At 73.6% G+C, this 25131-nt stretch carries 20 protein-coding genes; 9 read left to right on the forward strand and 11 right to left on the reverse strand.

Going from position 1 to position 25131, the window contains the following annotated elements; all coding sequences use genetic code 11:
• Nucleotides 1-325 precede the first annotated feature (325 nt).
• Nucleotides 326-1387 (forward strand): ABC transporter permease, encoded by a 1062-nt coding sequence (locus tag A8713_RS30085; RefSeq protein ID WP_173860932.1) that lies wholly within the window; start codon nt 326-328, stop codon nt 1385-1387.
• 124 nt (nt 1388-1511) lie between these two features.
• Nucleotides 1512-1874, forward strand: a complete 363-nt coding sequence (locus A8713_RS30090; protein ID WP_064536880.1) for a DUF1330 domain-containing protein — start codon at nt 1512-1514, stop codon at nt 1872-1874.
• A 34-nt stretch (nt 1875-1908) separates the two neighbouring features.
• Here the strand turns inward: A8713_RS30090 and A8713_RS30095 are convergent, their stop codons facing one another.
• Nucleotides 1909-3030, reverse strand: coding sequence for a LysR family transcriptional regulator (locus A8713_RS30095; RefSeq protein ID WP_064536881.1), 1122 nt, complete (start codon nt 3028-3030; stop codon nt 1909-1911).
• A 186-nt stretch (nt 3031-3216) separates the two neighbouring features.
• Between A8713_RS30095 and snpA the strand changes: the two genes are divergently transcribed.
• Nucleotides 3217-3909 (forward strand): snapalysin, encoded by a 693-nt coding sequence (gene snpA / locus A8713_RS30100; protein WP_064536882.1) that lies wholly within the window; start codon nt 3217-3219, stop codon nt 3907-3909.
• A gap of 219 nt (nt 3910-4128) precedes the next feature.
• Nucleotides 4129-4818 carry a class I SAM-dependent DNA methyltransferase gene (locus A8713_RS30105; protein ID WP_064536883.1) on the forward strand — a complete coding sequence of 230 codons (690 nt, stop codon included), beginning with the start codon at nt 4129-4131 and terminating at the stop codon, nt 4816-4818.
• 37 nt (nt 4819-4855) lie between these two features.
• Here A8713_RS30105 and A8713_RS30110 read toward each other — a convergent pair whose 3' ends face one another.
• Nucleotides 4856-5593 carry an SAM-dependent methyltransferase gene (locus tag A8713_RS30110; RefSeq protein WP_064536884.1) on the reverse strand — a complete coding sequence of 246 codons (738 nt, stop codon included), beginning with the start codon at nt 5591-5593 and terminating at the stop codon, nt 4856-4858.
• Between the two features lie 196 nt (nt 5594-5789).
• Here A8713_RS30110 and A8713_RS30115 point away from each other — a divergent pair, with 196 nt between their 5' ends.
• The gene (locus A8713_RS30115; protein ID WP_018569872.1) at nt 5790-6374 is read left to right on the forward strand and encodes a TerD family protein; all 585 of its coding nucleotides are present in this window, start codon (nt 5790-5792) and stop codon (nt 6372-6374) included.
• Nucleotides 6375-6413: 39 nt separating this feature from the next.
• Here the strand turns inward: A8713_RS30115 and A8713_RS30120 are convergent, their stop codons facing one another.
• The 6 genes from A8713_RS30120 to A8713_RS30145 all read right to left on the reverse strand — a co-directional run bounded on the left by A8713_RS30120 (nt 6414) and on the right by A8713_RS30145 (nt 13982).
• Nucleotides 6414-7031: a DinB family protein gene (locus tag A8713_RS30120; RefSeq protein WP_064536885.1), complete on the reverse strand. Its 618-nt coding sequence runs from the start codon at nt 7029-7031 to the stop codon at nt 6414-6416.
• Nucleotides 7032-7182: 151 nt separating this feature from the next.
• Nucleotides 7183-9531 (reverse strand): GH92 family glycosyl hydrolase, encoded by a 2349-nt coding sequence (locus A8713_RS30125; protein WP_064536886.1) that lies wholly within the window; start codon nt 9529-9531, stop codon nt 7183-7185.
• A 155-nt stretch (nt 9532-9686) separates the two neighbouring features.
• Entirely contained in the window at nt 9687-10667 is a 981-nt protein-coding gene (locus A8713_RS30130) for a hydroxyacid dehydrogenase (RefSeq protein ID WP_064537810.1), read from the reverse strand.
• Nucleotides 10668-10783: 116 nt separating this feature from the next.
• Nucleotides 10784-11665 carry a carbohydrate ABC transporter permease gene (locus A8713_RS30135; RefSeq protein WP_064536887.1) on the reverse strand — a complete coding sequence of 294 codons (882 nt, stop codon included), beginning with the start codon at nt 11663-11665 and terminating at the stop codon, nt 10784-10786.
• Complete coding sequence (locus A8713_RS30140; protein WP_237305493.1) at nt 11662-12642, reverse strand: carbohydrate ABC transporter permease; 981 nt, start codon at nt 12640-12642, stop codon at nt 11662-11664. The genes A8713_RS30135 and A8713_RS30140 overlap by 4 nt, the downstream gene beginning before the upstream one ends.
• Nucleotides 12639-13982, reverse strand: a complete 1344-nt coding sequence (locus A8713_RS30145) for an ABC transporter substrate-binding protein (RefSeq protein WP_064536888.1) — start codon at nt 13980-13982, stop codon at nt 12639-12641. Before A8713_RS30145 ends, A8713_RS30140 begins: the two co-directional genes overlap by 4 nt.
• A 300-nt stretch (nt 13983-14282) precedes the next feature.
• Between A8713_RS30145 and A8713_RS30150 the strand changes: the two genes are divergently transcribed.
• A complete protein-coding gene (locus A8713_RS30150; RefSeq protein WP_064536889.1) occupies nt 14283-16286 on the forward strand; it encodes a DUF2264 domain-containing protein in 2004 nt (667 codons plus the stop codon).
• On the opposite strand, the gene A8713_RS30155 is transcribed toward A8713_RS30150, so the two are convergent.
• Complete coding sequence (locus A8713_RS30155; protein WP_064536890.1) at nt 16265-17767, reverse strand: right-handed parallel beta-helix repeat-containing protein; 1503 nt, start codon at nt 17765-17767, stop codon at nt 16265-16267. The two genes, A8713_RS30150 and A8713_RS30155, sit on opposite strands and share 22 nt — an antisense overlap.
• A 204-nt stretch (nt 17768-17971) precedes the next feature.
• On the opposite strand from A8713_RS30155, the gene A8713_RS30160 reads away from it, so the two are divergent.
• Both A8713_RS30160 and A8713_RS30165 read left to right on the forward strand, forming a co-directional pair.
• The gene (locus tag A8713_RS30160) at nt 17972-19030 is read left to right on the forward strand and encodes a substrate-binding domain-containing protein (RefSeq protein ID WP_064536891.1); all 1059 of its coding nucleotides are present in this window, start codon (nt 17972-17974) and stop codon (nt 19028-19030) included.
• A 223-nt stretch (nt 19031-19253) separates the two neighbouring features.
• Complete coding sequence (locus tag A8713_RS30165; protein WP_064536892.1) at nt 19254-20795, forward strand: purine-cytosine permease family protein; 1542 nt, start codon at nt 19254-19256, stop codon at nt 20793-20795.
• Nucleotides 20796-20867: 72 nt separating this feature from the next.
• On the opposite strand, the gene A8713_RS30170 is transcribed toward A8713_RS30165, so the two are convergent.
• Nucleotides 20868-22499: a phosphodiester glycosidase family protein gene (locus tag A8713_RS30170; protein WP_064536893.1), complete on the reverse strand. Its 1632-nt coding sequence runs from the start codon at nt 22497-22499 to the stop codon at nt 20868-20870.
• 401 nt (nt 22500-22900) lie between these two features.
• Here A8713_RS30170 and A8713_RS30175 point away from each other — a divergent pair, with 401 nt between their 5' ends.
• A complete protein-coding gene (locus A8713_RS30175; RefSeq protein WP_064537812.1) occupies nt 22901-24430 on the forward strand; it encodes an MFS transporter in 1530 nt (509 codons plus the stop codon).
• Between the two features lie 57 nt (nt 24431-24487).
• Here A8713_RS30175 and A8713_RS30180 read toward each other — a convergent pair whose 3' ends face one another.
• Entirely contained in the window at nt 24488-25024 is a 537-nt protein-coding gene (locus tag A8713_RS30180) for an EF-hand domain-containing protein (RefSeq protein WP_064536894.1), read from the reverse strand.
• Nucleotides 25025-25131: the final 107 nt, after the last annotated feature.

Here is a 25131-nt window from a genome sequence, read left to right on the forward strand (position 1 = left end):
GGTGCGCCTCTCGTCGGACAGTGCCCGGGATCCGCCGGGCGGCACCCGGGATCGCCGGGCAGGCCCATGGTCGGGCAGGGTCCGGCATCCCGCCAAATCGCACGTTTTTGTCCGGTATGGGGCCGCGGAAGGCCGTAAAAAGTGTGCCGTGGGGCGCCTGCGGGCGCGGATCCTCCGGCCTTCCGCGCGGTCCGGGTGCGGCCCGTGGCTGCGGCCCGTGGGGCGCCTCGCGCCGGGGCCGCGCCGCGCCGGACCGGTCGCGCTCGACGGGACTCGACGGGACTCGACGAGAGGAGTCACCGCAGGATGACCTAGCGTGGGCGTCATGTCCGAATTGCCGCACGGTGGGCACGGCCGGCCCCCCACCCCCGCCGAGCGCTGGGCCGCGTTCCGGAAGTCCCCGTTCCTGCCCGCGACCGTCCTGACGCTGATCCTCGCCGCGGCGGCCGGGCTCTTCGCCGGCTCCTACACCTACGCCATGGCCGACCCCACCCCGCACACCATTCCCACCGCGGTCGTCGGCCACCACGACACGCCGGAGAGCCGCCGCTTCGTCACCGGCATGGAGAAGGCGCTGTCCGCCTCCCTGAAGCTGCACCCCTACGCCACCGCCGCCGAGGCCCGGACCGCCGTGGACGACCAGCGGGTCTTCGCCGTGCTCGACGTCCCGCCCGACCGGCGCACCGTCCTGCTCGACGTGTCCGGCGCCTCGGGCGCCACGGTCGCCCAGGTGCTGGAGGAGGCCGCACAGCAGGTGGGGCGGGCCACCGGCGTCCAGGTCACCGTCCGCGACCTCAAACCGCTCCAGCACGGCGACCCGCGCGGTCTCGCGATCTTCTACATCTCCCTCGCCGCGGTGATCATCGGCTTCGTCGGCGCCATCCAGCTCAGCGTCCACGCGCGGGCGCTCAACCCGGCCGAGCGCATCGCCTTCACCGTCGCCTACGCGCTGCTCGGCGGCTTCGTGATCGCCGCCGTGGTGGACTGGCTGCTCGGCGCCCTCGACCTGCCGTTCGTCGAGTCCTGGCTGATCCTGGCGCTCACGATGTTCGCCTCCGGGATGGTCTTCTCGATGTTCAACACCCTGTTCGGACGCTGGGCCATGCTGCCGACCTGGGGACTGATGGTGCTGCTCGGCAACCCCTCCTCCGGCGGCGCCGTCTCCTGGCCGCTGCTGCCGTCCCCGCTCGGCGAGATCGGCCGCTGGCTGCCACCCGGCGCCTCGGTGAACGCCCAGCACACGGCCGTCTACTTCGCCGGGCACCAGCACGCCTTCCCGTTCCTGGTCCTCGCCGCCTGGGCCGTCGTCTCCTGCGCGGTCTTCTGGGTCTGGCGCCACCGCCACCCCGGCGGCCGCGAGGCCCGCCCGGCGCACGCGGCCGGCTGACGCGCCGTCCCCCTCGCGGGATTTCACGGGTCGGTTACCTGCCAGGTCATCGACGCCGCCGCACACCCGGTGCCACGATCACCGGCGTACGCAGTGAGACCGGCGCGACCGACCGGAGGACGTCATGACCGCCTACGCCATAGCCCATCTGCGCGACGCCGCGCCGCACCCGGAGACCGCCGAGTACATCGAGCGCATCACCGCCACCTTCGCGCCGTACGGGGGCCGCTTCCTGGTGCACGCCACCGCGCACGAGGTGAAGGAGGGCGCCTGGCCCGGCCATGTCGTGGTCATCGGCTTCCCCGGCATCACCGAGGCGCGGGCCTGGTGGGACTCGCCGGCCTACCGGGAGATCGCGCCGCTGCGCTCCCGCCATGTCGAGGGCGACATCATCCTGGTCGCGGGCGTGCCGGAGGGCTACGACCCGGCCGCCACCGCGCGGGCGATGCGCGAGGCACTGCCCGCCGGACAGGCCCCGGACGCCTGACCCGCGCCGCCCGGACGGGGCCACGCCGCCGCTCTCATCCGGCGGGCACCCGTCGCCCGCCGCGCCCGTCGGGGCGCGGCAGCGCGGCCGGTGAGGACAGCGGTACGCGGGCACCGGCGGCGTCCACGGCGCCGGTGCCCGCGGCGGCGTCGGCGGTGCCCGTGACGCCCGCCGCCCCGCCGCCCGCCGCCGCCCCGCCGCCCGCCGCCCCGCCGCCCGCCGTGCCGGGCGCGCCCGCACGGCCCAGCCACTCCCGGTACGCCGGTGCCTGGCGCGCCGCCTCCCAGTACGCCTCCTCCAACTCCGCGTAACCCCGGTCGAGTTCGTCCTCGCTGCGCGCCGCGAGCAGCAGCCGCACCCCGATCGGGTCGCCGAGGAGGGGCCGGACGGCGAGGTCGGAACGCGGCCGCGCCGTGGGCTGGCTGACCGTCACCACCTCGCCGGTGGCGGCCAGCGAGTACGCGGTGAGGTAGTCGCCGTGCAGCATGTCGGGCCGCAGCCCCGCCGCGCGCAGCACCCGGCACAGCGCGTCCCACTCCCCGTCGACCGTGGAGTCCACCATCCACCGGTCCGCCGCCAGATCGCGCAGCCGCACCTCGTGCCGCGCCGCCGCCGGATGGTCGACGGCGAGGCACACGAACTGCGGTTCGCGCTCCACCAGCACCCGCAGGCACAGCCCGGACGGCACCCGCAGCGGACTGCCCTCCACCTCGTGCACGAACGCCATGTCGAGCCGGCCCGCGGCCACCATGCGCAGCAGGGAGTTGGCGGAGACGTCCATCTGGAGCGTCGGCTCGGTGCGCGGGGTGCGCGCCCGCAGCCGGCGCAGCCAGCCCGGGATGGCGCGGCTGGCCGTGGCGCCGATGCGCAACTGGGGGCCGCCGGCACGGGCCGCGGCCGCCCGGGTCTCGGTGACCAGCGCGGCCAGCTCGCTCACCAGGGGCCGGGCCCGGCTCAGCACGGCGCGCCCCAGCGGGGTGGGCCGGCAGCCGGTGCGCGTGCGGACGAAGAGCTGACCGCCGAGGGTCTGCTCGATCCGGCGCAACTGGGTGCTCAACGAGGGCTGCGCCATGCCCAGTTCACGGGCGGCCCGGTGCAGGCTGCCGGTGTCGGCGATGGCGCAGAGCACGCGCAGATGCCTCACCTCGAGCTCCATGAGGGGGAGCGTAGGGCGGGGCGGCGGCGCCGCACCAGACGAGCAAATGGCGACGGAACCGTACGAGTCGGCCCCCGATAGCTCCGTGCTATCCCAAGTTGCCATCATGCCGGAGGCGTTGGCCTGCCCGAGACTCGTCCGCAACCGACCGTTCACACCCCACACCGAACGAGTAGGAGCCCCCACATGTCGTCCTCCCGCACCGGCGCCGCGTCCACGAAGTCCGTCCGCAGACTCGTCGCCCTCGCGCTCGGACTCGGCCTGGCCTCCGCCGCGCTGGGCACCGCCGGGCCGGCCGCCGCCGCGCCGGACACCTCCGGTCCCGCCACCGTCGCCCGGTACACGGGCACCGCCGCGCACACCGCCGACCCCCAGGCGTTCTTCGACGCGGTCATGAAGTCGGTCGCCGAGAAGCAGGCCGCGCACCCCAACCTGAAGTCGGTCACCGTCTACTACAGCGCCGCCCAGGCGCCGAGCTTCCGCTCGCAGATATCGAGCGCGGCCTCCATCTGGAACGGCTCCGTGAGCAACGTCAAGCTGGCCGCCTCCTCGGGCAGCGCCGACTTCTCGTACTACGAGGGCAACGACCCGCAGAACGGGTCCTACGCCTCCACCGACGGCCACGGCCGCGGCTACATCTTCCTGGACTACTCGCAGAACCAGCAGTACGACTCGGTCCGCGTCGTCGCGCACGAGACCGGGCACGTGCTCGGCCTGCCCGACCACTACAGCGGCCCGTGCAGCGAGCTGATGTCGGGCGGCGGCCCCGGCCCGTCCTGCACCAACCGCTACCCGAACGCCAACGAGCGCGCCCGCGTCAACCAGTTGTGGGCCAACGGCCTGGCCAAGGCGCTGAGCAAGGTGAACAGCGTGCGCTGACGCCCCGGCGGCGCACTCCCCGAGCGAGCGCGACGGCGCGGACCGAGGCCCCGGCCCCGGTCCGCGCCGTCGCGCGCTCCGGCCGCCGCCCCGCCGTCCCAAGTACCGTGCGCGGCGCCGTCGTCGGTGCCACGGGCCCGTCCGGACGGTAACGTCACCGGGTGCGCACCGGACGGCGGACGGCCGGGCGCACTTCGAGGTACGAGGGGGAGACATCGGATGAGCCGCACGGACAGTTCCGCCGCGGAGGCGGGCCACGGCGTCGAGCCGCGTGACCGCACCGGGCAGGCCGAGGCGTTCGACGCCATCGGCGACCGCTACGACGAGGCGTTCCCGCACAAGGAGGGGCAGCTCGCGGCCACCGACCGGCTGATCGCCGCGCTGCCCGCCGGGGCCCGGGTCCTGGACGTGGGCTGCGGCACCGGAGTGCCGACCGCGCGGCGGCTGGCCGGGGCGGGCCTCGAGGTCGTCGGCGTCGACCTGTCGGCCACCATGGTGGAGCTGGCCCGTGAGCGGGTGCCCGGGGCGCGCTTCCACCGGGCCGACCTCGCCGACCTGCGCCCCGGCGGCCCGCTCGACCTGGGCCGGTTCGACGCGGCCGCGGCCTTCTTCTCGCTGCTCATGCTGCCCCGCGCGGAGATCCCCCTCGCCCTGACCTGGATCCGCGAACTGCTCGCGCCCGGGGGCCTGTTCGCCCTGGCGATGGTCGAGGCCGACGCGGACGACGTCCCGATCCCGTTCCTGGGCCGCACGATCCGGGTGTCCGGCTACCCGAGGGCCGGCCTGCGGGCCGTGGTGGAGGGGGCCGGCTTCGACGTACTGGCCGAGTCCTCGGCCTCGTACGCCCCCGAGGGCCCGGACGCGCCGCCCGAGGAACACCTCTTCCTGCACTGCGCGCGACGCGGCTGACGGGCCGCGCGGCGCCCGCGCCGGTCCTCCGGCTTCCTCAGCCGGAGGACGGGCGCAGCACCAGGCAGACGAATCCGAAGCTGTCCCGGTAGCCGTGCAGCCAGCCCTCGCGGTGCTCGGCGGCCGTCGCGAGCGCCTGGGCGCTGTCCGGGTCGCCGGGGCGGTCCAGCGCCCAGGAGGCCAGCGAGCCGGTCCACGCCCATTCGTAGGCGTCCAGTTCGCGGCGCGAGCTGATGTGCCCGCCGACCGGTGTCCAGCCCTCGGCGGCGACGGTGTCCAGGACGGCGGGGAGGTCGCCGAGGTCCCCGAGCATCTCGACCGCCTCGGCGGAGGGCGTGTTCTCCCAGAAGCCGTCGCCGATCAGCAGGCGCCCGCCCGGGGCCAGGTGCCGGCCGGCCGCCGCCAGCGTGGCGCGCAGTCCGCCGAAGGCATGCGTCGCGCCCACGCTGAGCACCGCGTCGAACGGGCGCTCGCAGGTGAAGGCGGCCGCGTCCGCCCGGTGCAGGAGCAGCCGGTCCCGCACCCCCCGGGCGTGCGCGGCGTCGCGGGCGCGGTCCAGCGCCTCCGCGGCGACGTCGACCCCCTCGGCGCGCAGCAGCGGGCGCATGGCCAGGGCGCGCAGCAGCCACTCGGCGCCCCCGCAGCCGAGGTCGAGCACCCGGGCCTCCGCGCGGGGCAGCAGGCCGTCCAGCAGCAGGCGTACGGACTCGTCGTCGAGCGGGGCGGCGATCGGATGGCCGGCGTGGGCGAGCCGGGAGATCTGGGCACGGTTCACCGGCGGAGCCTGACACGGGGCGGCGTACCGGGGCACCGTATTTTCCCGGCGGCCCGGGGGAACCGGGCCCGCCGCCGGGGAACCATCCGCATCATCCGGGAGGAACCGGGGCGGGGCGGACCCGCCGTCGAGCGCGCCGGAACCTCCAGGCACACTTTGGGTACCGCGATTCGCATGACCAGAGGATGATCAACGGATGATTACGCTGACGAAGGAAGACGGCCCGGCGGACCTGGACGGGGTCACGCACCTGTCCATCGGAGTGTCGTGGGACCCCACCGCGGGCGCCAGCGGCGGCGTGATGGGCATGCTGCGCCGCAAGGCCGGCACCGACCTCGACCTGATCGCCGTCGCGATGCAGGGCGGTGACCCGGTGCGTCTGGCGGGCCTGGACTCGCTGGACCCGATGGGCAACGGCTCGCTCGTGCACAGCGGGGACAACCAGACCGGCCGCGGTGACGGCGACGACGAGACGGTGACGGTCGAGTTCGCCCGGATCCCGCAGCAGATCACCTCGATCGTGTTCGTGGCCGCCGCCTTCAAGAAGGGCAGCTCCTTCCAGAAGGCGCGCAACATCAGCTTCAAGGTGTACGACGCGACCGGCGGAACCTCCCAGCAGGTCGCCGACATCTGGCCGAGCCTGCTCACTCAGGACAACGGCTGCGCCGTGGCCAAGGCGCTGCGCGTGGGCGGCTCCTGGAAGCTCGAGGTGATCAATGTGACGGGCAAGATCAAGCAGGGCGACGAGCACGCCCTGATGCGCTTCGCCGTCAGCAAGTGACCGCGGGCCCGGGGCACGGGGCCCCGGGCCGCCCGCGGTTCAGCGCCGCCGGTCGCGGTGCAGGTCGCGCAGCAGGGCGATCTCGGCGCCGTGGTGCAGCAGTTCCTGGTTGACCCACCACACGATGTCGGCGAACGGCTCCTCCGCGTCGCCGCCGTGCGGATAGGTGCAGTACCCGACGGTGTCCAGGGCCGTGTCGTCCACGCCGAGCAGGGCCCGCCGCCAGGCCGAGGCGCCCGCCTCCAGGGCCGTGAGCGCTTCGGCGGCACTGCCCGGGACCGGGTGGTCGTCGCGGGTCAGCCGGTGCGAGCCCGCCGTGTGGTCGGCGCGCAGCGCCAGCATCTCGCCGAGGTGGCTCAGCCGCCAGGCGAGCGTGGTGAACGGCGGCGGCCAGGGATGCGGGTACGCGGCGGCGTCCCGCCCCCAGTCGCCCGCGCCGGCCAGCAGCGTCGCCCGCGCGCCCGGCCCGTCCGTCCGCCGCCGCACCGACCAGCACCGCGGCACCGGCTCCCAGAAGTACTCCTCGTCGGTGAGCGGTTCGACCCGGGTGTCCGTCCCGTCGCCGCTGTCCATGACCGGCCCGGCCAGCCGGTGGCGCAGCCGCGTGTACGCGAAGTCGAACTGGGCGAGCAGGGGGACGAGACGAGGGGGGACCACGGGCGCTCCTGGTGTTCCGTCGCCCCCGGCGGGGCGGCCGGCCGGTCACCCTGCCACAACGGGCCCCGCACCGCCCGCCATTATCGGGCGCGGGCCGCCCGGTCGGTGTCCCCGCCGCGCCGGAGCGGGCGGGGACACCGGCCGGGCGGGCTCAGGAGGAGGGCCGGTTCAGCGGGGGCGGCCCCGCCTGCGCGCCCGTGCCCCAGGTGGACGGCCGCGCTCCCACGGTGAACGACAGCGACCGGGTGTGCCGCAGATCGCCGGTCGTGAGATACGTACGGCCATAGGCCGAGCCGTCGACGCGTGCCGACTGGATGTAGTGGCTCGCCTCCGAGGTGCCCGGCGCGGTGACGGTGAGGGCGCCGCGCGGGTAGTAGCGCCGGTCCAGCGTCAGGTCGACGCGCTCGAAGACCGGGGTGGACAGGCCCCAGGTGGCGTAGCCGGGCTGCACCGGGAAGACACCGATCGACGAGAGCACGTTCCAGGCGGACATGGTGCCCAGGTCGTCGTTGCCGGTCATCCCGGTCGGGGTGTCCGTGAACAGGGTCAGGGCCGCGTGCACCACGTCGGTGGTCTTCCACGGCTGGCCGGTCGACAGATAGGTGTACGGGGCGATGAGGTCGGGCTCGTTCTGCGGGTTGTACTTGTCCGCGTTGTAGTAGTCGTACGGCCCGTTGACCCACACCTCGCGGGCGGTCTTCGCCGGGTCCCGCACCAACTGGTCGTAGGCGAAGAAGGAGTCGAGCCGTGCGTTGGCCGCCTGCTCGCCGCCGATCAGGGCGATCATGCCGGGCAGGTCCTGCGGCACCAGCCACTGGTACTGCCAGGCCGTGCCCTCGTGGAAGCCCTCGCTCTGCGCCGGGTCGGCCGGTCCGGTGAAGGCGCCGGAGGCGTCGCGGGCGCGGAAGAAGCCGGTCGAGGAATCGAAGACCGCGCGGTAGTTCTGCGCCCGTGCGGCGTAGCGCGCGGCGTCCGCTTCATGACCGAGGCCGCGGGCCATCTCGGCGAGCATGGCGTCCGACAGGGCGTACTCCAGCGTCGCGGACGGACCGTGGTCGTAGTCCGAGTCGCCGGGCTTGGCGTGCGGACGGCCCTTGATGTAGGGCGCGAACCCCTTCGCCAGGTACTCCTTGTTGGCCTCGCGGCCCACGGCGGGGGAGTCCGCGGGCGGTACGCCGTCGGCGTTCTTCCTCAGGGCGCGGTAGGCCCGTTCCTCGTACCCCTCGCGGCCCTTGAGCAGGCCCTGCTGATAGGCGTTGGTGAGGAAGGGGGTGACCGGGTCGCCGGTCATGATGTTCGTCTCGACCGTGCCGTAGCCCCACTTGGGCAGCCAGCCGCTCTCCTCGTCGATGTGGATGACGGAGACCGCCATGTCGCGCGCCTCGCGCGGCGCGAGCAGCGACAGCAGCTGCGACTGGGTGCGGTAGGTGTCCCACAGCGACCAGTTCTGGTAGTACGTGAAGCCCTTGGCGCGGTGGACGCGCTGGTCCCAGCCGGTGTACCGGCCGTCGACGTCGCTGCCGATGTTCGGCGCGAGGAAGGACCGGTACAGGGACGAGTAGAAGGTGCGGCGGAGCGTGTCGCCGCCGCCCTTGACCCGGACGTCGTCGAGCCGGTCCTCCCAGGACCGCCGCGCGGCCTCGCGCACCCGGTCGAAGGAACGGCCGCCCTCGGTGCGCAGGTTGAGGGCGGCGCCGCGTGCGTCGACGTACGACAGGGCCGTCGTCGCCTCCACGGTACGGTCCTTCGTCGTGTCGAAGCGGACGTAGGCGCCGCCGTGCCCGCTGCGCGAGCCGGCGGTGACGGAGGAGCCGTCCCAGGTGCCGAAGGAGGCGAAGGGCCGGTCGAAGCGGGTGATCGTGTAGACCGTGTACGGCTCGGTGTCCTGGCAGAAGCCGCTGCCGGTGAGGGCGGTGCGCACGGTGCGGTTGTCCAGCACCTCCACCTGGGTGGAGATCACGCGGTGCAGCGACTGGCCCGCGTCGAGCAGGACGTTGGCCTTGTCGGTGGCGGGGAAGGTGTAGCGCTGGACGCCGGTGCGCGCGGTCGCGGTGAGTTCGGCGCCGATGCCGTTCTTCAGGCCGACCTTGTAGTACCCCGGGGCCGCCTGCTCGGTGTCGTGGCTGAACTCCGCCTCGTACTTGGCGTTGTCGGTCTCGGTGACGTCACCGGTGGTCGGCAGCACGGGCAGGTCGCCGCCGAGGCCGCAGCCCACCCCGGACAGGTGCACCAGGGAGAAGCCCCGGATGTGGTTCTGGGAATGGTCGTAGCCGGTGTTGTGCCCGGTGTCCGGCGAGAACTGCACCATGCCGAAGGGCACGGCCGCACCGGGGTAGGTGTTGCCCTCGTTCTCGGTGCCGATGAACGGGTTGACCAGGTCGGTGAGCCGGCCGGTGTCGCGTGCGGCGGCCTGCGCGGCGGGCGCGGTGAGCGCGGCGCCGAGGAGCGCGACGGCCGCGACGGCCGTTCCCGCAGCGCGTGTTCGCCGGGTCCATCTCATGGGCGTCAACTCCTCCACCGAAAACACGGACAACGTTGTCAGAGCGCGGCTCATTCTTCGGCGTTGTACGTGTACTCGTCAAGAGCGGGCGCGGACCGGGCCGTGACGGGTCCGGTCCGCGCGTTCCGGCGGGGCGCCCCGGGCGCCCTCGCGGGTCATGCCGAGCGGGTGGTGTCCTCGTGCAGGACCGGGTGGGCGAAGGGCAGCCCGGCGGCGTAGCGGGCCAGTTCGTCGGCGGCGGCCGCCGCCATACGGTGCAGTTCGCCGCCGAGGGAGCCCGCGACGTGCGGGGTGAGCAGGACGTTGGGCAGGTCGTACAGCGGGGAGTCGGCGGGCAGCACCTCGGGGACCGTGACGTCCAGGACGGCGTTGAGCCGGCCGGTGCGCAGCTCGTCGACGAGCGCGTCCTGGTCGACGAGGGAGCCGCGGGAGGTGTTCACCAGGGTCGCGTCGTCGCGGAGCAGGGCGAGCCTGCGGCGGTCGATGAGGTGCCGGGTGCCGGGCAGTTCGGGCGCGTGCACCGTGACCACGTCGCTCGCCGCGCACAGCGCGTCCAGTTCGACGGAGCGGGCGCCCAGCGCGGCCGCCTCCTCGGCGCCGACGTAGGGGTCGTGCAGCAGCAGGTCGAGGTCGTGGGGGCGCAGCAGCTCCAGGACCCGGCGCCCGATGCGGGAGGCGCCGACGACACCGACCGTGCGCCGGTAGTTGCCCGCGCTGCCGTAGGCGGCCAGCCAGTCGTGGGGAGCGCGCCGCGCGCGGTAGTCGTCGCGCATGCGCAGCAGCTGCTTGTTGGCGAGCAGCACCACGGCGACCGTGTACTCCGCGACGGGCAGGGCGTTGGCCCAGGCCGCCGAGGTGACCTGGATGCCGCGCCGCCAGCAGGCGTCGGTGATGTGGTGCTTGACCGATCCGGCGGCGTGGATGACGGCCCGCAGACGGGGCGCCCGCTCCAGGACGGACTCGTCCAGCGGCGGGCAGCCCCAGCTGCTGACGATGACCTCGCTCTCGCGCAGCGCGGCGGCGGCGCGCGGCTCGTCGAAGTCGTCGGCGACCAGCGTGGGGTCGAGGTCGGCGAGGGCGGTGAGCCGCTCCAGCGTGCCGGGGTCGATCAGCCGTGCGGCCAGGTCGCCGTGCATGGCCAGCAGGGTGCGCGGGCGCCGCTGCCCGGGGGTGGCGGTGTGCGGCTGCGCGGCGGGTGCGGTAGGGGGGTTGGACACTCGGTTCTCCGGTACGTGTGCGGCAGGGGCGGACGTCATTTGACGCTTCCTGCGGTGAGGCCGGCCTTCCAGTGGCGCTGGAGGGCGATGAAGGCGATGACCAGCGGGACGATGCCGAGCAGGGAGCCGGTGACGACCAGCGGGTAGTACTCGGGGAAGGCGTGGGTCTGCGTGTTCCAGCTGTACAGGCCGAGGCTGACGGGGAAGAGCCGGTTGTCGGAGAGCATCACCAGGGGGAGGAAGAAATTGTTCCAGATGGCGGTGAACTGGAACAGGAAGACGGTGACGAAGCCGGGCATCACCATGCGCAGGCCCACCGACCAGAAGGTCCGCAGTTCCCCGGCGCCGTCCATGCGGGCGGCCTCCAGGACCTCGCCGGGCACGTATCCGGCGCAGAACACCCGCGCCAGATAGACCCCGAACGGATTGACCAGGCTGGGCACGAAGACGGCCCAGAAGGTGTTGACGACCCCGAGTTCGCTCGCCAGCAGGTACATGGGCAGCGCGAGCGCGGTGGTCGGCACCAGCACGCCGAGCAGGACGAGACCGAAGAGCTGTTCCTTGCCGGGGAAGCTGTAGACGTGGAAGGCGTAGCCCGCGCAGACGCACACCAGGGCGCACAGCAGGGCGCCGATCCCGGCGTACAGCAGGGAGTTGAGGTACCAGCGGAAGTAGATGCCGTCGCCGGTGGTGGCGAGGGCGTGCAGGTTGGCGCCCAGGTGCCAGGTGGCGGGGGAGAGGCTGCGGCCGCCGAGCAGGTCGCCGGTGTTCTTGGCGGCGGCGGTCAGCAGCCAGACCAGCGGCAGCAGCGTGTAGGCGGTGGCCAGCACCAGGGCGCCGTTGACGGCCGCCTTGGACAGCGACCAGGGGCGGCCGCGGTCGCGCGGGGCGCCGGGCTCTGCGGTGGCGGTGGTCATGCGGCGGCCTCCGTGGCGTGCTGGGACCGGGTCCGCCGGCCCCGGCCGCGGGTGGCGCGGGTGACGACGAAGGAGAGCGCGGCGGCGGCCAGCGCCAGCAGGACGGAGGACGCGGCGGCCAGGCCGTAGTCGTGCCGTTCGAACGCCGCGGTGTAGGCGTACATGTTGGGGGACCAGGTGGAGACGACGCTCGGGGTGGTGCCGTGCAGGATCACCGGCTCGGTGAACAGCTGGAGCGAGCCGATGACGGTGAACAGGCCCACCACCGTGAGCGAGGAGCGGATGAGCGGGACCTTGATGCTGAGGGCGGTGCGCAGCGGCCCGGCGCCGTCGACGACGGCGGCCTCCAGGACCTCGCGCGGAATGGCCTGGAGCGCGGCGAAGAAGATCACCATGTTGTAGCCGGTCCACTCCCACACCGCCATGTTGACGACGGCGGGCAGCGGGTGCCCGAGCAGATCGGTCTGTCCGCCGAAGGAGTTCAGCGCGTCGATCACCGGGCTGATGCCGGGGGTGTACAGGTACACCCACACCAGCGCGGCGATGGTGCCGGGCACCGCGTGCGGCAGGAACAGCGCGAGCTGGAAGAAGCGGCGGGCCCTGACCAGCGCGGAGTCCAGCAGCAGGGCCAGCGCGAGGGCCAGCGCCATCATCAGCGGGATGTACAGCAGGCAGTACTGGAGGAGGTTCGAGAACCCGGCCCGGAAGGCGGCGTCGCCCAGGGCCCGGGTGTAGTTGCCGAGGCCGGTGAAGACGGTCTCGCCGCCGCCGAAGCCGAGGCCGGAGCGGTGCTCGGCGTACAGGCTCAGATGGACGGCGTAGCCGATCGGCACCAGCGTGACGGCGGTGAAGAGCAGGAAGAACGGCGCGAGCAGCACGGCGGGCGCCGCGAACCGCCGCCGCCGCGGCCGGGGGGCGGCGGCGCGCGGGGACGCGGCGGGCAGCGCGCGGGCCGCCGTGGGGGAGGCGGGCGTCATCGCGTGGCGACCTTCAGACCGCGGTTCTTCATCTCGGAGAGGGTGTCCTTCTGCGCGGTGGCCAGCGCCTGGGCGATGGTGCCGGAACGGCTGGAGAGCTTGCCGAAGGAGTCCTTGAGGGAGTTGTTGGTGACGCCCATCGCCGGTCCCCAGGTCCACTTCCGCCCGATGGACTGCGCGCCGCTCTTGTAGAGGGCGTAGATGTCCTGGCCGCCGTAGAAGTCGGTGGCGAAGGCCTTGGCGGCGACCGGGACCAGCTCGGGGTCGGCGGGGTAGGCCGAGGAGTCGCCGGAGGAGATACGGGCCTGGATGCCCTGGGCGGTCGTGGTGGCCCAGGTGGCGAACTCCACGGCGGCCTTCGCCTTCTTGCTGTCCTTGGAGACGGCGAAGGTGCTGCCGCCGAGCATGCCGCTGGCCGGGGCGCCGTTCCAGGAGGGCAGCGGGGCGACGGCCCACTTGCCGGACTGGTCCTTGGGCAGGGTGCCCTTCAGCACGCCGCCGCCCCAGGAGGCGCCCAGGTAGCCGGCGGTCTGCCCCTTCTGGAGCGAGGCCGTCCACTGCTGGCTGAAGGAGGGCTCCACCCGCACCAGGTCGTCGTCGATCATCTTCTGCCAGTAGGCGGCGACCTTCTGGGTGCCGGGCCCGTCCACGCTCACCTGCCAGGAGTCGCCCGAGGTGCCGAACCAGGGCGCCCCGGCCTGCCACGCCATCGCCTCGAAGGTGGTCGGGTCATCGGGGAAGAAGGTGGCGATCCGGCTGTCCGGCTCGGCCTGCTTCAGCTTCTCGGCGGCCGTGCGGAACTCGTCCCAGGTGGCGGGGGGCTTGATGCCGGCCTTGGCGAACAGGTCCTTGCGGTAGTAGAAGACCTGCGGCGCGGCGTCCAGCGGCAGCGCGTACGTGGCACCGCCGAGCGTGGTCAGCTGCACCGCCTGCGGCAGGTACTTGCCCTTGAGACCCGCGTCGACGTACTCGCTGATGTCCTGTACGGCGCCCTGGCTGACGAAGTCGGGCAGCTGCGGGTACTCGACGTTGAAGACGTCGGGCGCGTTGCCCGCCTTGACCGCGTTGGACAGCTTCGCGTAGCCGCCGGCCGAACCGGAGGGGATCTCCTCGTAGCTGACGTGGACGTCCTTGTGCGAGGAGTTGAAGGCGTCCACCACCTGCTTGGTGCCCTTGGCCCAGCCCCAGAACGTGATGTCGACGGGCTTGCCCGCTCCCGCGGCCGGGCCGTCGTCGTCGCCCGAGCCGCAGGCGGCCAGGAGGGTGGCGGACAGGGTGGCGGCGGTGAGCGCGGCGGCGGCTCGGCGGACTCTGCGACTGCGGGCGGGGGCAGCGGACATGGCTCGGCTCCTGGGGAACGAGACGGGTGGAAGGTGCCCGGTGCGGATCCGGTGACGACGACGCCTGCCGGACTCCGTGGCCGTCGGGCCCGGGTAGGCACATCTTGGGAACACTTCCGATCGAAGTCAATACCTTCCGATCGAACGATCGAATCTGATCAATTGGCGGGGGCGTCCGAGCGGGCGCACTCTGCGGATTTCGTGGCAACCCGCCGCCATAGACAGATCATTCGATCGATCGCATTGACGATCGATCGCCCGGCTCCTAGATTCGGCACCCCCGAGCCAGGAGCCCCCGCCATGCCGCTGCCCCCCTTCCCGCCCGAGGACCGCGTCCGCAGCCCGTACACCGGCTGGACCCGCGCCCACTGGGAGGCGGCGGCGGACGGACTGCTCGCCGCGGTGGCACCGCACGCCGGACCGGAACACGCGCTGATCTCCCTGCCGGGGCCGCGCCCGAGCCGGTCGGGACCGCGCTCGGACGGCCTGGAGGGGTACGCCCGTACGTTCCTGCTGGCCGCCCTGCGTGTCACGGGCGCCGCCGGGCACGACCCGCTGGGCCTGCTCGACCGGTACGCCGAAGGGCTGGCCGCGGGCACCCGGTCGCCCACCACCGAGACGGAGCTGACCGGCCGCGACCCGGTGGCCTGGCCCGCCGTCACCGACCGGGGCCAGGCCATGGTCGAGGCCGCCTCGGTCGCGCTCGCGCTGCGTCTGACCCGCCCCTGGCTGTGGGACCGCCTGCCCGCCGCGGTCCGCACCCGCGCCGCCGACTGGCTCGCCGGCGCGCTGCGCCACACCCCCGTCGACAACAACTGGTGGCTCTTCCAGGTCACCGTCGGCGGCTTCCTCGCCGGGACCGGCCACCACACCGAGGCCGCCGAGGAAGCCGTCACACGGGGACTGGCCCGGATCGAGCGGTGGTACCTGGGCGACGGCTGGTACACCGACGGCCGCCCGCGCGCCGTCGACCACTACAACGGCTGGGCCTTCCACCTCTACCCCGCCCTGCACGCCCACCTGGCGGGCGACGAGCAGCTCCTGGCCCGCCACGGCGCCCGCCTGGAGGCCCATCTGCGGAGCTTCGCGCACACCTTCGGCGGTGACGGGGCCCCGCTGCACCAGGGCCGCTCGCTGATCTACCGCTTCGCCTCGGCCGCCGCGCTGTGGACCGGCGCCCTGACCGGCCACACCCCGCTGACGCCGGGGACCACCCGGCGCCTCGCCTCCGGCGCGCTGCGCCACTTCCTCGACCGGGGCGCCGTGGACGAGCACGGCCTGCTCACGCTCGGCTGGCACGGCCCCTGCCCGCCGCTGGTGCAGTCGTACTCGGGCCCGGCCTCGCCGTACTGGGCGAGCAAGGGCTTCCTCGGCCTGCTGCTGCCCGCTGACCACCCGGTGTGGACCGACCCGGAGGAGCCCGCGCCCGCCGAACGGGCCGACACCGTGCTGGGGCTGCCCGCGCCGGGCCGGCTGATCCAGTCCACCGCGGCGGACGGACTGGTCCGGGTGCACAACCACGGCAGCGACGACCAGCCCGCCGACGAGGTGCTGGCGGACGACCCGCTGTACTCCCGCTTGGCGCACTCCACCGCCACCGGGCCGGTCTTCGAGGGGACGGCCGACAACCACTTCGCGCTGCTCGACGGCGACGAGGCGAGCGAGCGCGGCCCGATCCGCCCGCTCGGCGCCGGGCCGGGCTGGGCCGCCTCCGCCCACCGGCCCCGGATCCGGGGTGCCGAGCTGCCCGGCACCGCCGTCACCTCCCTCGTCCTCGCCGACGGCGCCCTGGAGGTGCACGCGCACCTGGTCCGCGGTGCCGCCGCCGGGACCGCCGTACGGCACACCGGCTGGGCCGTGGCCGGGGAGGCGGTGGAGACGGCGGCCGGCGACGGCCGGGTGCGGGCCCGCGCCACCGTGCCCGCACCCGGTTGCGGACCGGAGGCCGCCCCGGACCCGGCCGCCGCACGGGTGCTGGTGTCCGAGGCCGTCGCCCTGCACGGCTTCGGCGGCGCGGCGGCGCACGCCCTGCCCGCCGGTACCGCCTTCGGGCCGTGCGGGGCGGTACCGGTGCTCACCGGCACCGTGACGGGCGAGGAGTGCCTGTTCGTCTCGCTGCTGCGGCTGAGCGGCACGGACACCGCCGCGCCGCCCGCCGCGCGGACCACCGTCACCGCCGCCCCCGGGGGCCACCGGCTGGTCGTCCACTGGCCCGACGGGGGCGGCACCGCGGCGCTGCTCCACGCGGACGGTGTCACCGTGACACCGTCCGCGCCCGGCGGCTACAGCCCGGGGCCCTCGTAGGCGCCGCGGTTGGGCTTGGCCGTGGCGGACACCGGCGTGCCCCAGTAGTCGCGGCCGCCGTTGTCGGCGACGACCCCGCCGTTGCGCAGCGCGGGCGAGGCGGCCGTGAGCCGGTAGCCCGCAGCGGATTCCAGGGTGTCGCCGCCGGTGCCGGGGGCGACGAAGCCCGGGTCGCCCACGATGCCGTTGGCCGTGGGGCGCGGCACGCCCTGGAAGACGTTCCACTGCCAGGAGACCCCGGCCCCGGTGGGCAGCCGGGAGTCCGCGCGGCCCACCCAGATGTTGTTCTCCAGCAGGCTGTTGGCGGGCACGCTGATGTCGAGCCCGCGGTCCGGGCAGTAGACGACGTTGTTGTGGAAGAGCAGCGCCGACCGGCCGCCCGAGGCGCCCACCATGCGGCAGTCGTTCTCGGAGACGTTGTAGCGCACCACTTCGGTGGCGCCGCCGCTGGTCCCGCAGCCGTCGCAGTCCAGGAAGAGGCCGCCCGCGTTGTCGCGGCTGAAGTTGTACTGCACCGTGCAGTGCCCGGTGTTGCCCCAGTCGCAGTCGAACGCCTCGCTGTCGTAGGCCGACATGACGCTGCCGTAGACGGCGTTCTTCTGGATCACGGCGTCGTGGTCGCCGAGCACCCAGATCCCGGCGAAGTTGCCGCCGGTCCACGGATAGGTGCCGGTGCCCAGGGCGGCCGCGGTGTTGTACTCGATCAGCGGCGACTCGGCGTAGGAGACGATGATGCCGTCGCCGCCCACCGCGCTGACGGTGTTGTGGTCGACGAGGACGTCGTGGCCCAGGAGGGTGTTGGCCGCGCCGACGCGGACCTTGATGCCTCCGCCGCCGCAGTTTCCGACCCGGGTGCGGTGGATGTGGACCCCCGCCAGCAGGGAGCCGGTGCCGGACACGCCGGTGCGGATGCAGGCGGACTGGGAGAACGCCGTGGCGTGCGTCGCCTTGTTCGTCTCGCCCGCCACGCCGTCGACGATCAGCCCGTCGACGTCGAACCCGGAGTGCGTACGGCCGTCCGTGGACTCGATGAGCAGGCCCTGCCGCTGGGCGAGGGTGCTCGCCGGATCGGTCAGCCTGATCGCTCCGATGCGCCAGTGGTCCTGGTCCCGCAGGTGCAGCGCGTTCTCGGCGCCGCCCGCGTCGACGACCGGGGCGGCACCGCTGCCGTAGGGCGCGATGGTGACGGGCGCGGCCGCGGTGCCGCTGCCGTGCGGGGTCAGCGTGCCGTGGCAGGTCGTGCCCGCGGCCAGGGCCAGGGTGTCCCCGGGCCGGAACGTCAGGGCGGCGACCGAGGCCAGGGAGTTGTACGGGGAGTCGAGCGAGCCGGTACCGTCGGTGGACCGCGAGCAGTCCAGGTGGACGGTGGTGCCGGCGAGGGCGGGGGAGAGGGCGGCCGCCGGGGCGGGGGATGGGGCGAGGGCGCCGGCCGCGGCCAGGGCGACCGCGACGAGACCTGTCCCGAGGGTTCTGAGGCTCATGAAGGATGCTCCTCCGGGCTGCTGGTGGGGGCCCAGAAGCTAGGAGCGCCGCCCGATCGAGTCAATACAAATAAACAAGGCGATCGAATATCGATCAATTTTGGCGATGATCGAGCTTGAGTGACCGAGAGTTGAGCACTAGATCAATCGGGTATCGAATGATAGCCTCGACGAGGAGTCAGACCAGCTGAGAAAGGGACCGTCATGTCGATCGCGGCGGACGAGCGCCGGACGCGGATCCTCGAGATCGTGCGCAAGCTCGGCACGGTCCGGGTGACGGACCTCGCGGCCCGTCTCGACCTGCCGGCCGTCACCGTGCGCCGCGATGTCGCGGCACTCGCCGAGGCGGGGCGGCTGCGCCGCGCGCACGGCTCGGTCTCGGTGCCCGACGAGCGCTCCGGCACCCCGGCCGACGCCCGCACCCTGGGACTGATCGTGCCCACGGTCAGTCACACCGTCAGCCAGTACTTCGACGAGGTGATCGCCGGGGCCCGCGCCGCCGCGTCCGACGCCGGGGCCCACCTGGTGCTCGGTATCTCGTCCTACGACCCGGGGGCCGACCGCGCGCAGGCGGAACAGCTCCTCAGGTCGGGCGCCGAAGGACTCATGCTGACCCCCAACTGGATGTCCAGGACCGAGTCCGAGGACCGGCACTGGCTGCACGAGCTGCCCGTGCCCGCCGTGCTGGTGGAGCGCCGCGCCGCCGCCGGCACACCCGCCGCCGAACTGGACTCGGTCAGCTCCGACCACCACCACGGCGTCCTGCTCGCCCTGCGCCACCTGGCCGCGCTCGACCATCTGACGGTCGCCCTCGCGGCCCGCCGCGACACCTGGACGGCCCTGCAGGTGCGCAGCGGCTACGCCGAGGCGTGCGAACTGCTGGAGCTGACACCGCAGCCGGTGATCGACATCGACGACCCCGCCACCGCCCCCGAGCTGGTGTCCCGGAGCCTCACCGAGGCCGCCGACCGGGGCGTACGGGCCGCGCTCGTACACAACGACCAGGACGCCATCCAGCTCCCGGCGCTGCTGCGCGCGCGCGGCCTGTCCGTGCCGGAGGACCTGGCACTGATCAGCTACGACGACGTCTTCGCCGCACTCGGGGCCCCGCCGCTGACCGCGGTGGCCCCGCCCAAGCGCGCCGTCGGCGCCGCCGCGGTCGACCTGCTGCTGCGCCGGCTGCGGCACGGCGACGCCCTGCCCGTCCACCGGATCGAACTGCTCCCCGAGCTGAAGGTGCGCTCCTCCTGCGGCGGCGACTGACCCGCGCCGGGCGGCGGACGACGGCTGACCGGCCGGTCCGCGGGGCGGCCGCCCGGCCGCCCGGCATCTGATCGATCATTGCGCGGTCTGATCGATCAAGCTGCGGACTATTGGCATTCCATTCATCAGTGCATAGTCTGCATAGCCATATGCAGCCGGTCCGCGCTCCTCGGGCACCGGGCCTGGCGAGATCGTCCAGCGTGTCCACCAGGACGGAGCAATCATGGCCCAGACAGTGGTGGAACGGCGTTCCATCGACGTCGTCCCCGACGAGGAGCGCCACGGCACGGCGTTCTCACAGTTCACGCTCTGGCTCGGGGCCAACCTCCAGATCACCACGGTGGTCACCGGTGCCCTGGCCGTGGTCCTCGGCGGCGACGTGGTCTGGTCGCTGGCCGGCCTGCTGGCCGGAAATCTGCTCGGCGGCGCGGTCATGGCCCTGCACTCCGCGCAGGGACCCCGGCTCGGACTGCCCCAGATGATCTCCTCACGGGCCCAGTTCGGGGTGCGCGGCGCGGTCGTCCCGCTGGTCCTGGTCGTGGTGATGTACATCGGCTTCTTCGCCAGCGGATCGGTGCTCGCCGGGCAGGCCGTCGGCAAGCTGACCCACCTCGGACCGGTGCCCGGCATCCTGCTGTTCGCGCTGGTCACCGCGGTGGTGGCGACCGTCGGCTACCGCGTCGTGCACGCCCTGGGCCGGGTCGCCAGCGTGGTGTGCGCGCTCAGCTTCCTGTATCTGGGCGGCAGACTGCTGGACCGGATCGACCTCGGGGACGTCGTCGCCCACCAACACCACTTCTCGCTGCCGATGTTCCTGCTGGCGATGTCCCTGTCGGCGTCCTGGCAGCTGGCCTTCGGACCGTACGTGGCCGACTACTCGCGCTATCTGCCGCGGACCACCTCCGCCCGCGCGACCTTCGGCTGGACGCTCGGCGGCACGGTGCTCGGCGCCCAGTGGTCGATGGCCTTCGGCGTCCTGGTGGCGGCGACCGCGGGGCCCGCCTTCCTCGACGACCAGGTCGGCTATGTCGTGGGCCTGGGCGGCGCCGGCCTGGTCGCGTCCTTCCTCTACTTCGTCGTCGCGCTCGGCAAACTGACCGTCAACGTGCTCAACACCTACGGCGGCTTCATGTCGATCGTGACCGGGGTGAGCGGCTTCCGCGGCCAGCGGGCCCTGTCGCAGCGCGGACGCACCGCCTACATCGCCGCCGTCATGGTCGCGGGCACGGCCGTCGCGCTCGCCGGGCGCAACTCCTTCCTGGACTCCTTCGCCGACTTCCTGCTCTTCCTGCTGACGTTCTTCACCCCGTGGTCGGCGATCAACCTGGTCGACTACTACCTGATCTCCAAGGAGCGCTACGACCTGCCGGCCCTCTCCGACCCGGACGGCCGCTACGGCGGCTGGCGGCTGGGAGCGCTGGTCGTCTACGGCATCGCCCTGGCCGCGCAGTTCCCGTTCCTGTCCACGAGCTTCTACACCGGCCCCCTCGTGGACCCGCTGGGCGGCGCCGACATCTCCTGGATCGTGGGCCTGGTCGTCCCGGCGGTGCTCTACTACTTCGTCGGCAGGCACCGCCGCGCCACCGCACCCGCTCTCACCGAGACGCCCGGTGCGCCCGTGATGTCCGGGGCATCCGTGTCGCCCGTGTCCCCCGTGTCGCACGGGGCGTCCGCGGGGCCGGCCGGTTCCCGGCACGACGAGCGGGGGCCGGCCGCCCCCGTGGACCGGCCGGCCGCCGCGCCGCTCACCCCGCGGGGAGAGTGACCGGCCGCCCGCACCCGGCGGGACGCGCCGGGGCGGCCCGGCCCGCGCCGGAGGTCTCCGCCCCGGCCCGGGTCACGGCCGGGTCCGGCCCGGCAGCACCTGGACGGTGCCGCCGACCGCGCGTTCGCCCGTGGCGTCCGAGGGGTTGTTGACCAGGACACCGCCGACGGCCATGGCGGTGGAGCCGCCGCCGTCGAGGTTGAGCGCGTCCACGGCTCCGAGCGAGCGCATGAAGGCGGCGGCCTCCTGGAGGGTGAAGCCCTCGCTGCCGCCGGTCCTGCGGCCGTCCACCGTGGCCAGGATCAGCCGTCCCCGCGCGTCGACCCCCGCCATGGTGCGCGGCTGGCGGACGTTCGACCAGGCGTAGCCGAACGACAGGTCCCGGGGGTCGACGACCCCCTCGGCCGCCGCGTCGATGTGGATCCGGCCGTGGGCGACGAGGGTGGGGGCGGCGCTGACGACGCTGTCGCCGCGACCGAGCCGTACCCGGCGGCCCGCCGTGTCGCGCACGACCCCCTCGACGCCGATCCGGCGCCCTGGACGGGCGTGGGCGGCCAGCCAGTCGCCGGCCGGACCGATGCCCTGCACGACCCTTCCGCGTGCCGGGACCGTGCCGCCGCGGGCCCCGGCCGACACGACCCGGCCCCGGGAGTCCAGGACGGCCTGCGTACCGGGGCCGGTGGGCAGCGGCGCCCCGAACTCGTCCGTGAACACGACCAGTTCGTCGGTGGAGCGGCAGGTGACGTCCTGCCAGGGGCGTTCGCTGGGCGCCGCTCCCGGGCGCCCGCAGTCGCGGACGAGTCCGGGCGTCCGGTTGATGCCCTGGGCCGCGTGGCTGCGCGTGCCCGCGTGGACGGTGACGGCCGACGTCAGGTCCGCCACCCGGGCCCGGCGGCCCCCGTCCTCGATGATCAGCGCCGCCCGGGAACCGGCCGCCATCGACTGGAGCTCGCCGTCGTCCGCACTGAGCCCCGACTGCGTCCCCTGCACGCCGTCGGCGTCGGAGGTGACGAAGAAGCCCGCGTTGACACCCACCAGCGAACCCAGCTTCGCGGCGACCGACGAGGTGGTCGCGCGCCGGGCCACGGCTCCGTCGTGGGTGCCCTGGACCGTACCGGTGAACGTGCGCGGGTCGACCACGGCGACGTGCACGTTCTGCCGGTCGGCCGGCTGGTCGGCGTCGTAGCCGGTCCAGTCGACGGCGGTGCGGAACCCGGCCGCCGTCACCTCCTGGGCGTCGGCGCGCGCGGCGGCCTCGGTGGCGTAGGAGCCGATCCGGACCCGCAGGCCCATGACGCCGTGCGGGGTGTCGGCGTACGCGGGCCAGCGCACCGTCTCCACGCGGGGCACGAAGCCGCCCGCCCGCAGCCGCTCGGCGGTCGCGTCGGCCCAGGACCGCGAACCCAGCGGCGCCCAGGTCGCGGCACCGCTCAGGCGGCTGGTGGCCGGCGCCTGCACGGTGACCGTCCACAGCGGTCTCGCGGCGGTGTTCTCGATGGTCGCGCCGCGCACCTGCACGCCCGGCGCGAGCGTCGTGCTCGTCCAGACCGGCGCGGGCGCGGCCGGCCGGCCGGTGACCGCCGGGCCGGGCGCGGCGGCCTCGGCCGTTCCCCACAGTCCGCCCGACGCGACGACGGCGAACACCGCTCCGGCGCCGAGCAGGACGCGTGCTCGCGCGGTGTACCGGGCGCGCTGGTGGCTCATGGCGTTCTCCCTACTCCCCTGGCATGGGGCCCGCACGAGTGTGCCGGCCGCCTGTCGGGACCGATGAGAACCCGCGGGGCGGAGCAGGGACGGCTCCGGCCGGTGACGGCGCGGGGAACACTCGGCGAACACCTGTGCGACGTATGGCCGGGCGGAGCGTAGAACGCCCCGACGGGTGGAGTGACGAGTGAAGAGCGCGGGACGGGGCAGCCGTCCCGCCGGGCACAGGTTGCCGATCTTCAGCACAATGTCCCTGCACGACAAAGACGGAAATACCGATGGAAACCGGAGAAGACGAGCCGAGGCGGGCGGCGGCGGACGCGGACCCGCGGCGACGGACGGCGGACGACCGGCGGCGGACGACAGGCGACGACGACCGGGCGAACAGGCAAGGTGGCGTGGTGGTGGATGTGACACCTGACGGACAGACCGGCTCCTCCGGCGGGGAGCGACTGCGGGAGACCGTCGCGAACATGCCCCGGCAGGTCCGCGAGGAACTGACCCGCAGACTGCGGCGGAGCAGGCGCGCGCTGCGCAAGGAGGACGTCCAGGTCGTCGAACCGCCGCTGCTCAGGCGCGCGGTCGGCGCCTCCGCCCTCGGCAACTGCATGGAGTGGTTCGACTTCGGCGTCTACAGCTATCTCGCCGCCACCATCGGCAAGGTCTTCTTCCCCGGCGCCTCACCGGGCGCCCAGGTGATCTCCTCGTTCGCGACCTTCGCCGCCGCCTTCGTGGTGCGTCCGCTCGGCGGCCTCTTCTTCGGCCCGCTCGGCGACCGCCTCGGACGGCAGAAGGTGCTCGCCACCACCATGATCATGATGGCGGCCGGCACGTTCGCCATCGGGCTGATCCCCAGTTACGGCACGATCGGCATCGCCGCCCCGGTACTGCTGCTCCTCGCCCGGATGGTGCAGGGCTTCTCCACCGGCGGCGAGTACGGAGGCGCCACCACCTTCGTGGCCGAGTACTCGCCCGACCGGCGCCGCGGCTTCCTCTCCAGCTGGCTCGACTTCGGCACCTTCGTCGGGTACGCGCTGGGCTCCGCCCTGGTCACCGTGCTGAACTTCCTGCTCACCGACCCGCAGATGCTCTCCTGGGGCTGGCGGATCCCGTTCCTGATCGCCGGTCCGCTCGGCGGCATCGGCCTCTACATGCGGCTCAAGCTGGAGGAGTCGCCCGCCTTCCAGCAGCAGCTCGACGAGCACGAGAAGAGCCTCGCCCAGCAGTCCGCGGGCAGTGAGTTCCGGACCATCGTCAAGAAGCACTGGGCGGCGCTGCTCATCTGCATGGGCATCGTGCTGCTCTACAACGTCACCAACTACATGGTGACCGGCTACCTGCCCACCTATCAGACGGAGACCCTGCACCGCTCCAGCAGCTCCGCCGACCTGCTGGTGCTGCTGGGCATGGTGTGGATCGTGCTGCTCATCACCTTCATCGGCCGCCTCAGCGACCATGTCGGCAGGCGGCCGGTCTACGGGGTGGCCGCGGCCGCGATGATCGTCCTCGCCATCCCTTCCTTCCTGCTGCTCAAGATGCATGGCACCTGGCCGCCGATCGCGGGCGTGCTGATCCTGTCCACGCTGCTGGCCTGCTTCGCCGCGCCCAGCGCCGCCACCCTGCCCGCGCTGTTCCCCACCGCCGTCCGCTACGCCGCCATGGGCATCGGCTTCAACTTCGCCGTCGCCGCGTTCGGCGGCACCACCCCGCTGGTCACCGCGGCGCTGGTCGGTGCCACCGGCGACGACCTGATGCCCGCCTACTACCTGATGCTCGCCGGTGTCATCGGACTGGTGACCGTCAAGTTCCTCCCGGAGAGCGCGCAGGTGCCGCTGAGCGGGTCCCAGCCGATGGTCGGGTCCGAGGAGGAGCAGCGCGAACTGGTCTCCACCTCGGCCGAGCTGTACCGGGCCACGCGGAAGCCGGGCTAGGGCCTCCAGGGTCTTTCGCCGGTCGGCGCGGGCCGGGTCAGCCCGCGTCGGGCCGGATCACCCGGCGGCCTCCCCGGTCAGCAGGTCCCCCGCGATGCCGGACTTCTCCGGGCGATAGTAGTCCCGGATCGCCTCCGCCCAGGCGTCCACGGCGACCCGGTCGCCCTGCGCCGGGCCGAGCGCGTCGAACAGGGCCTCGATGTTCGGCTGCCGGAAGCCGATGGCCTCCATCAGGGCGATGAAGTCGGGGCGGGCGACGAAGCCCTCACCGGTCAGGTCGCCCACCGAGGACAGCGCCCGCGCGAACTCGTCGACCGTCTCGGCGAACCGCTCCGGGTTCAGCACACAGGCGGTGAACTCCTCCGGACTGATCCGGCCGTCGCCGTTGGCGTCCAGCTCAGTGACCAGCGTCGTCCAGTACCGGCGCAGCGAACCGAGCAGCGCGCCCTTGGCGGCGTCACCGGCACCGGGGACCGCCGCGACCACCCGGGTGCCCATCAGCTCGAAGTCGTCCGGTTCCAGGAAGCCGTTCCCGTCGGCGTCGAACAGGGAGAAGACGAGCTGGATCCGGTCGTTCGCCTCAGGAGTACGCATGAAGCCCTCACTTCGTCGATGTGCTCAGCGGGCCGCGCGGCTCGGCCGGGCGGCGGCTTCACTATCCGGCGGCGCGGAGCGGCCCGCCCGGGAAAGCCGGGTGCTTG

The sequence above is a fragment of the Streptomyces sp. SAT1 genome, assembly GCF_001654495.1.
GTDB lineage: Bacteria > Actinomycetota > Actinomycetes > Streptomycetales > Streptomycetaceae > Streptomyces > Streptomyces andamanensis.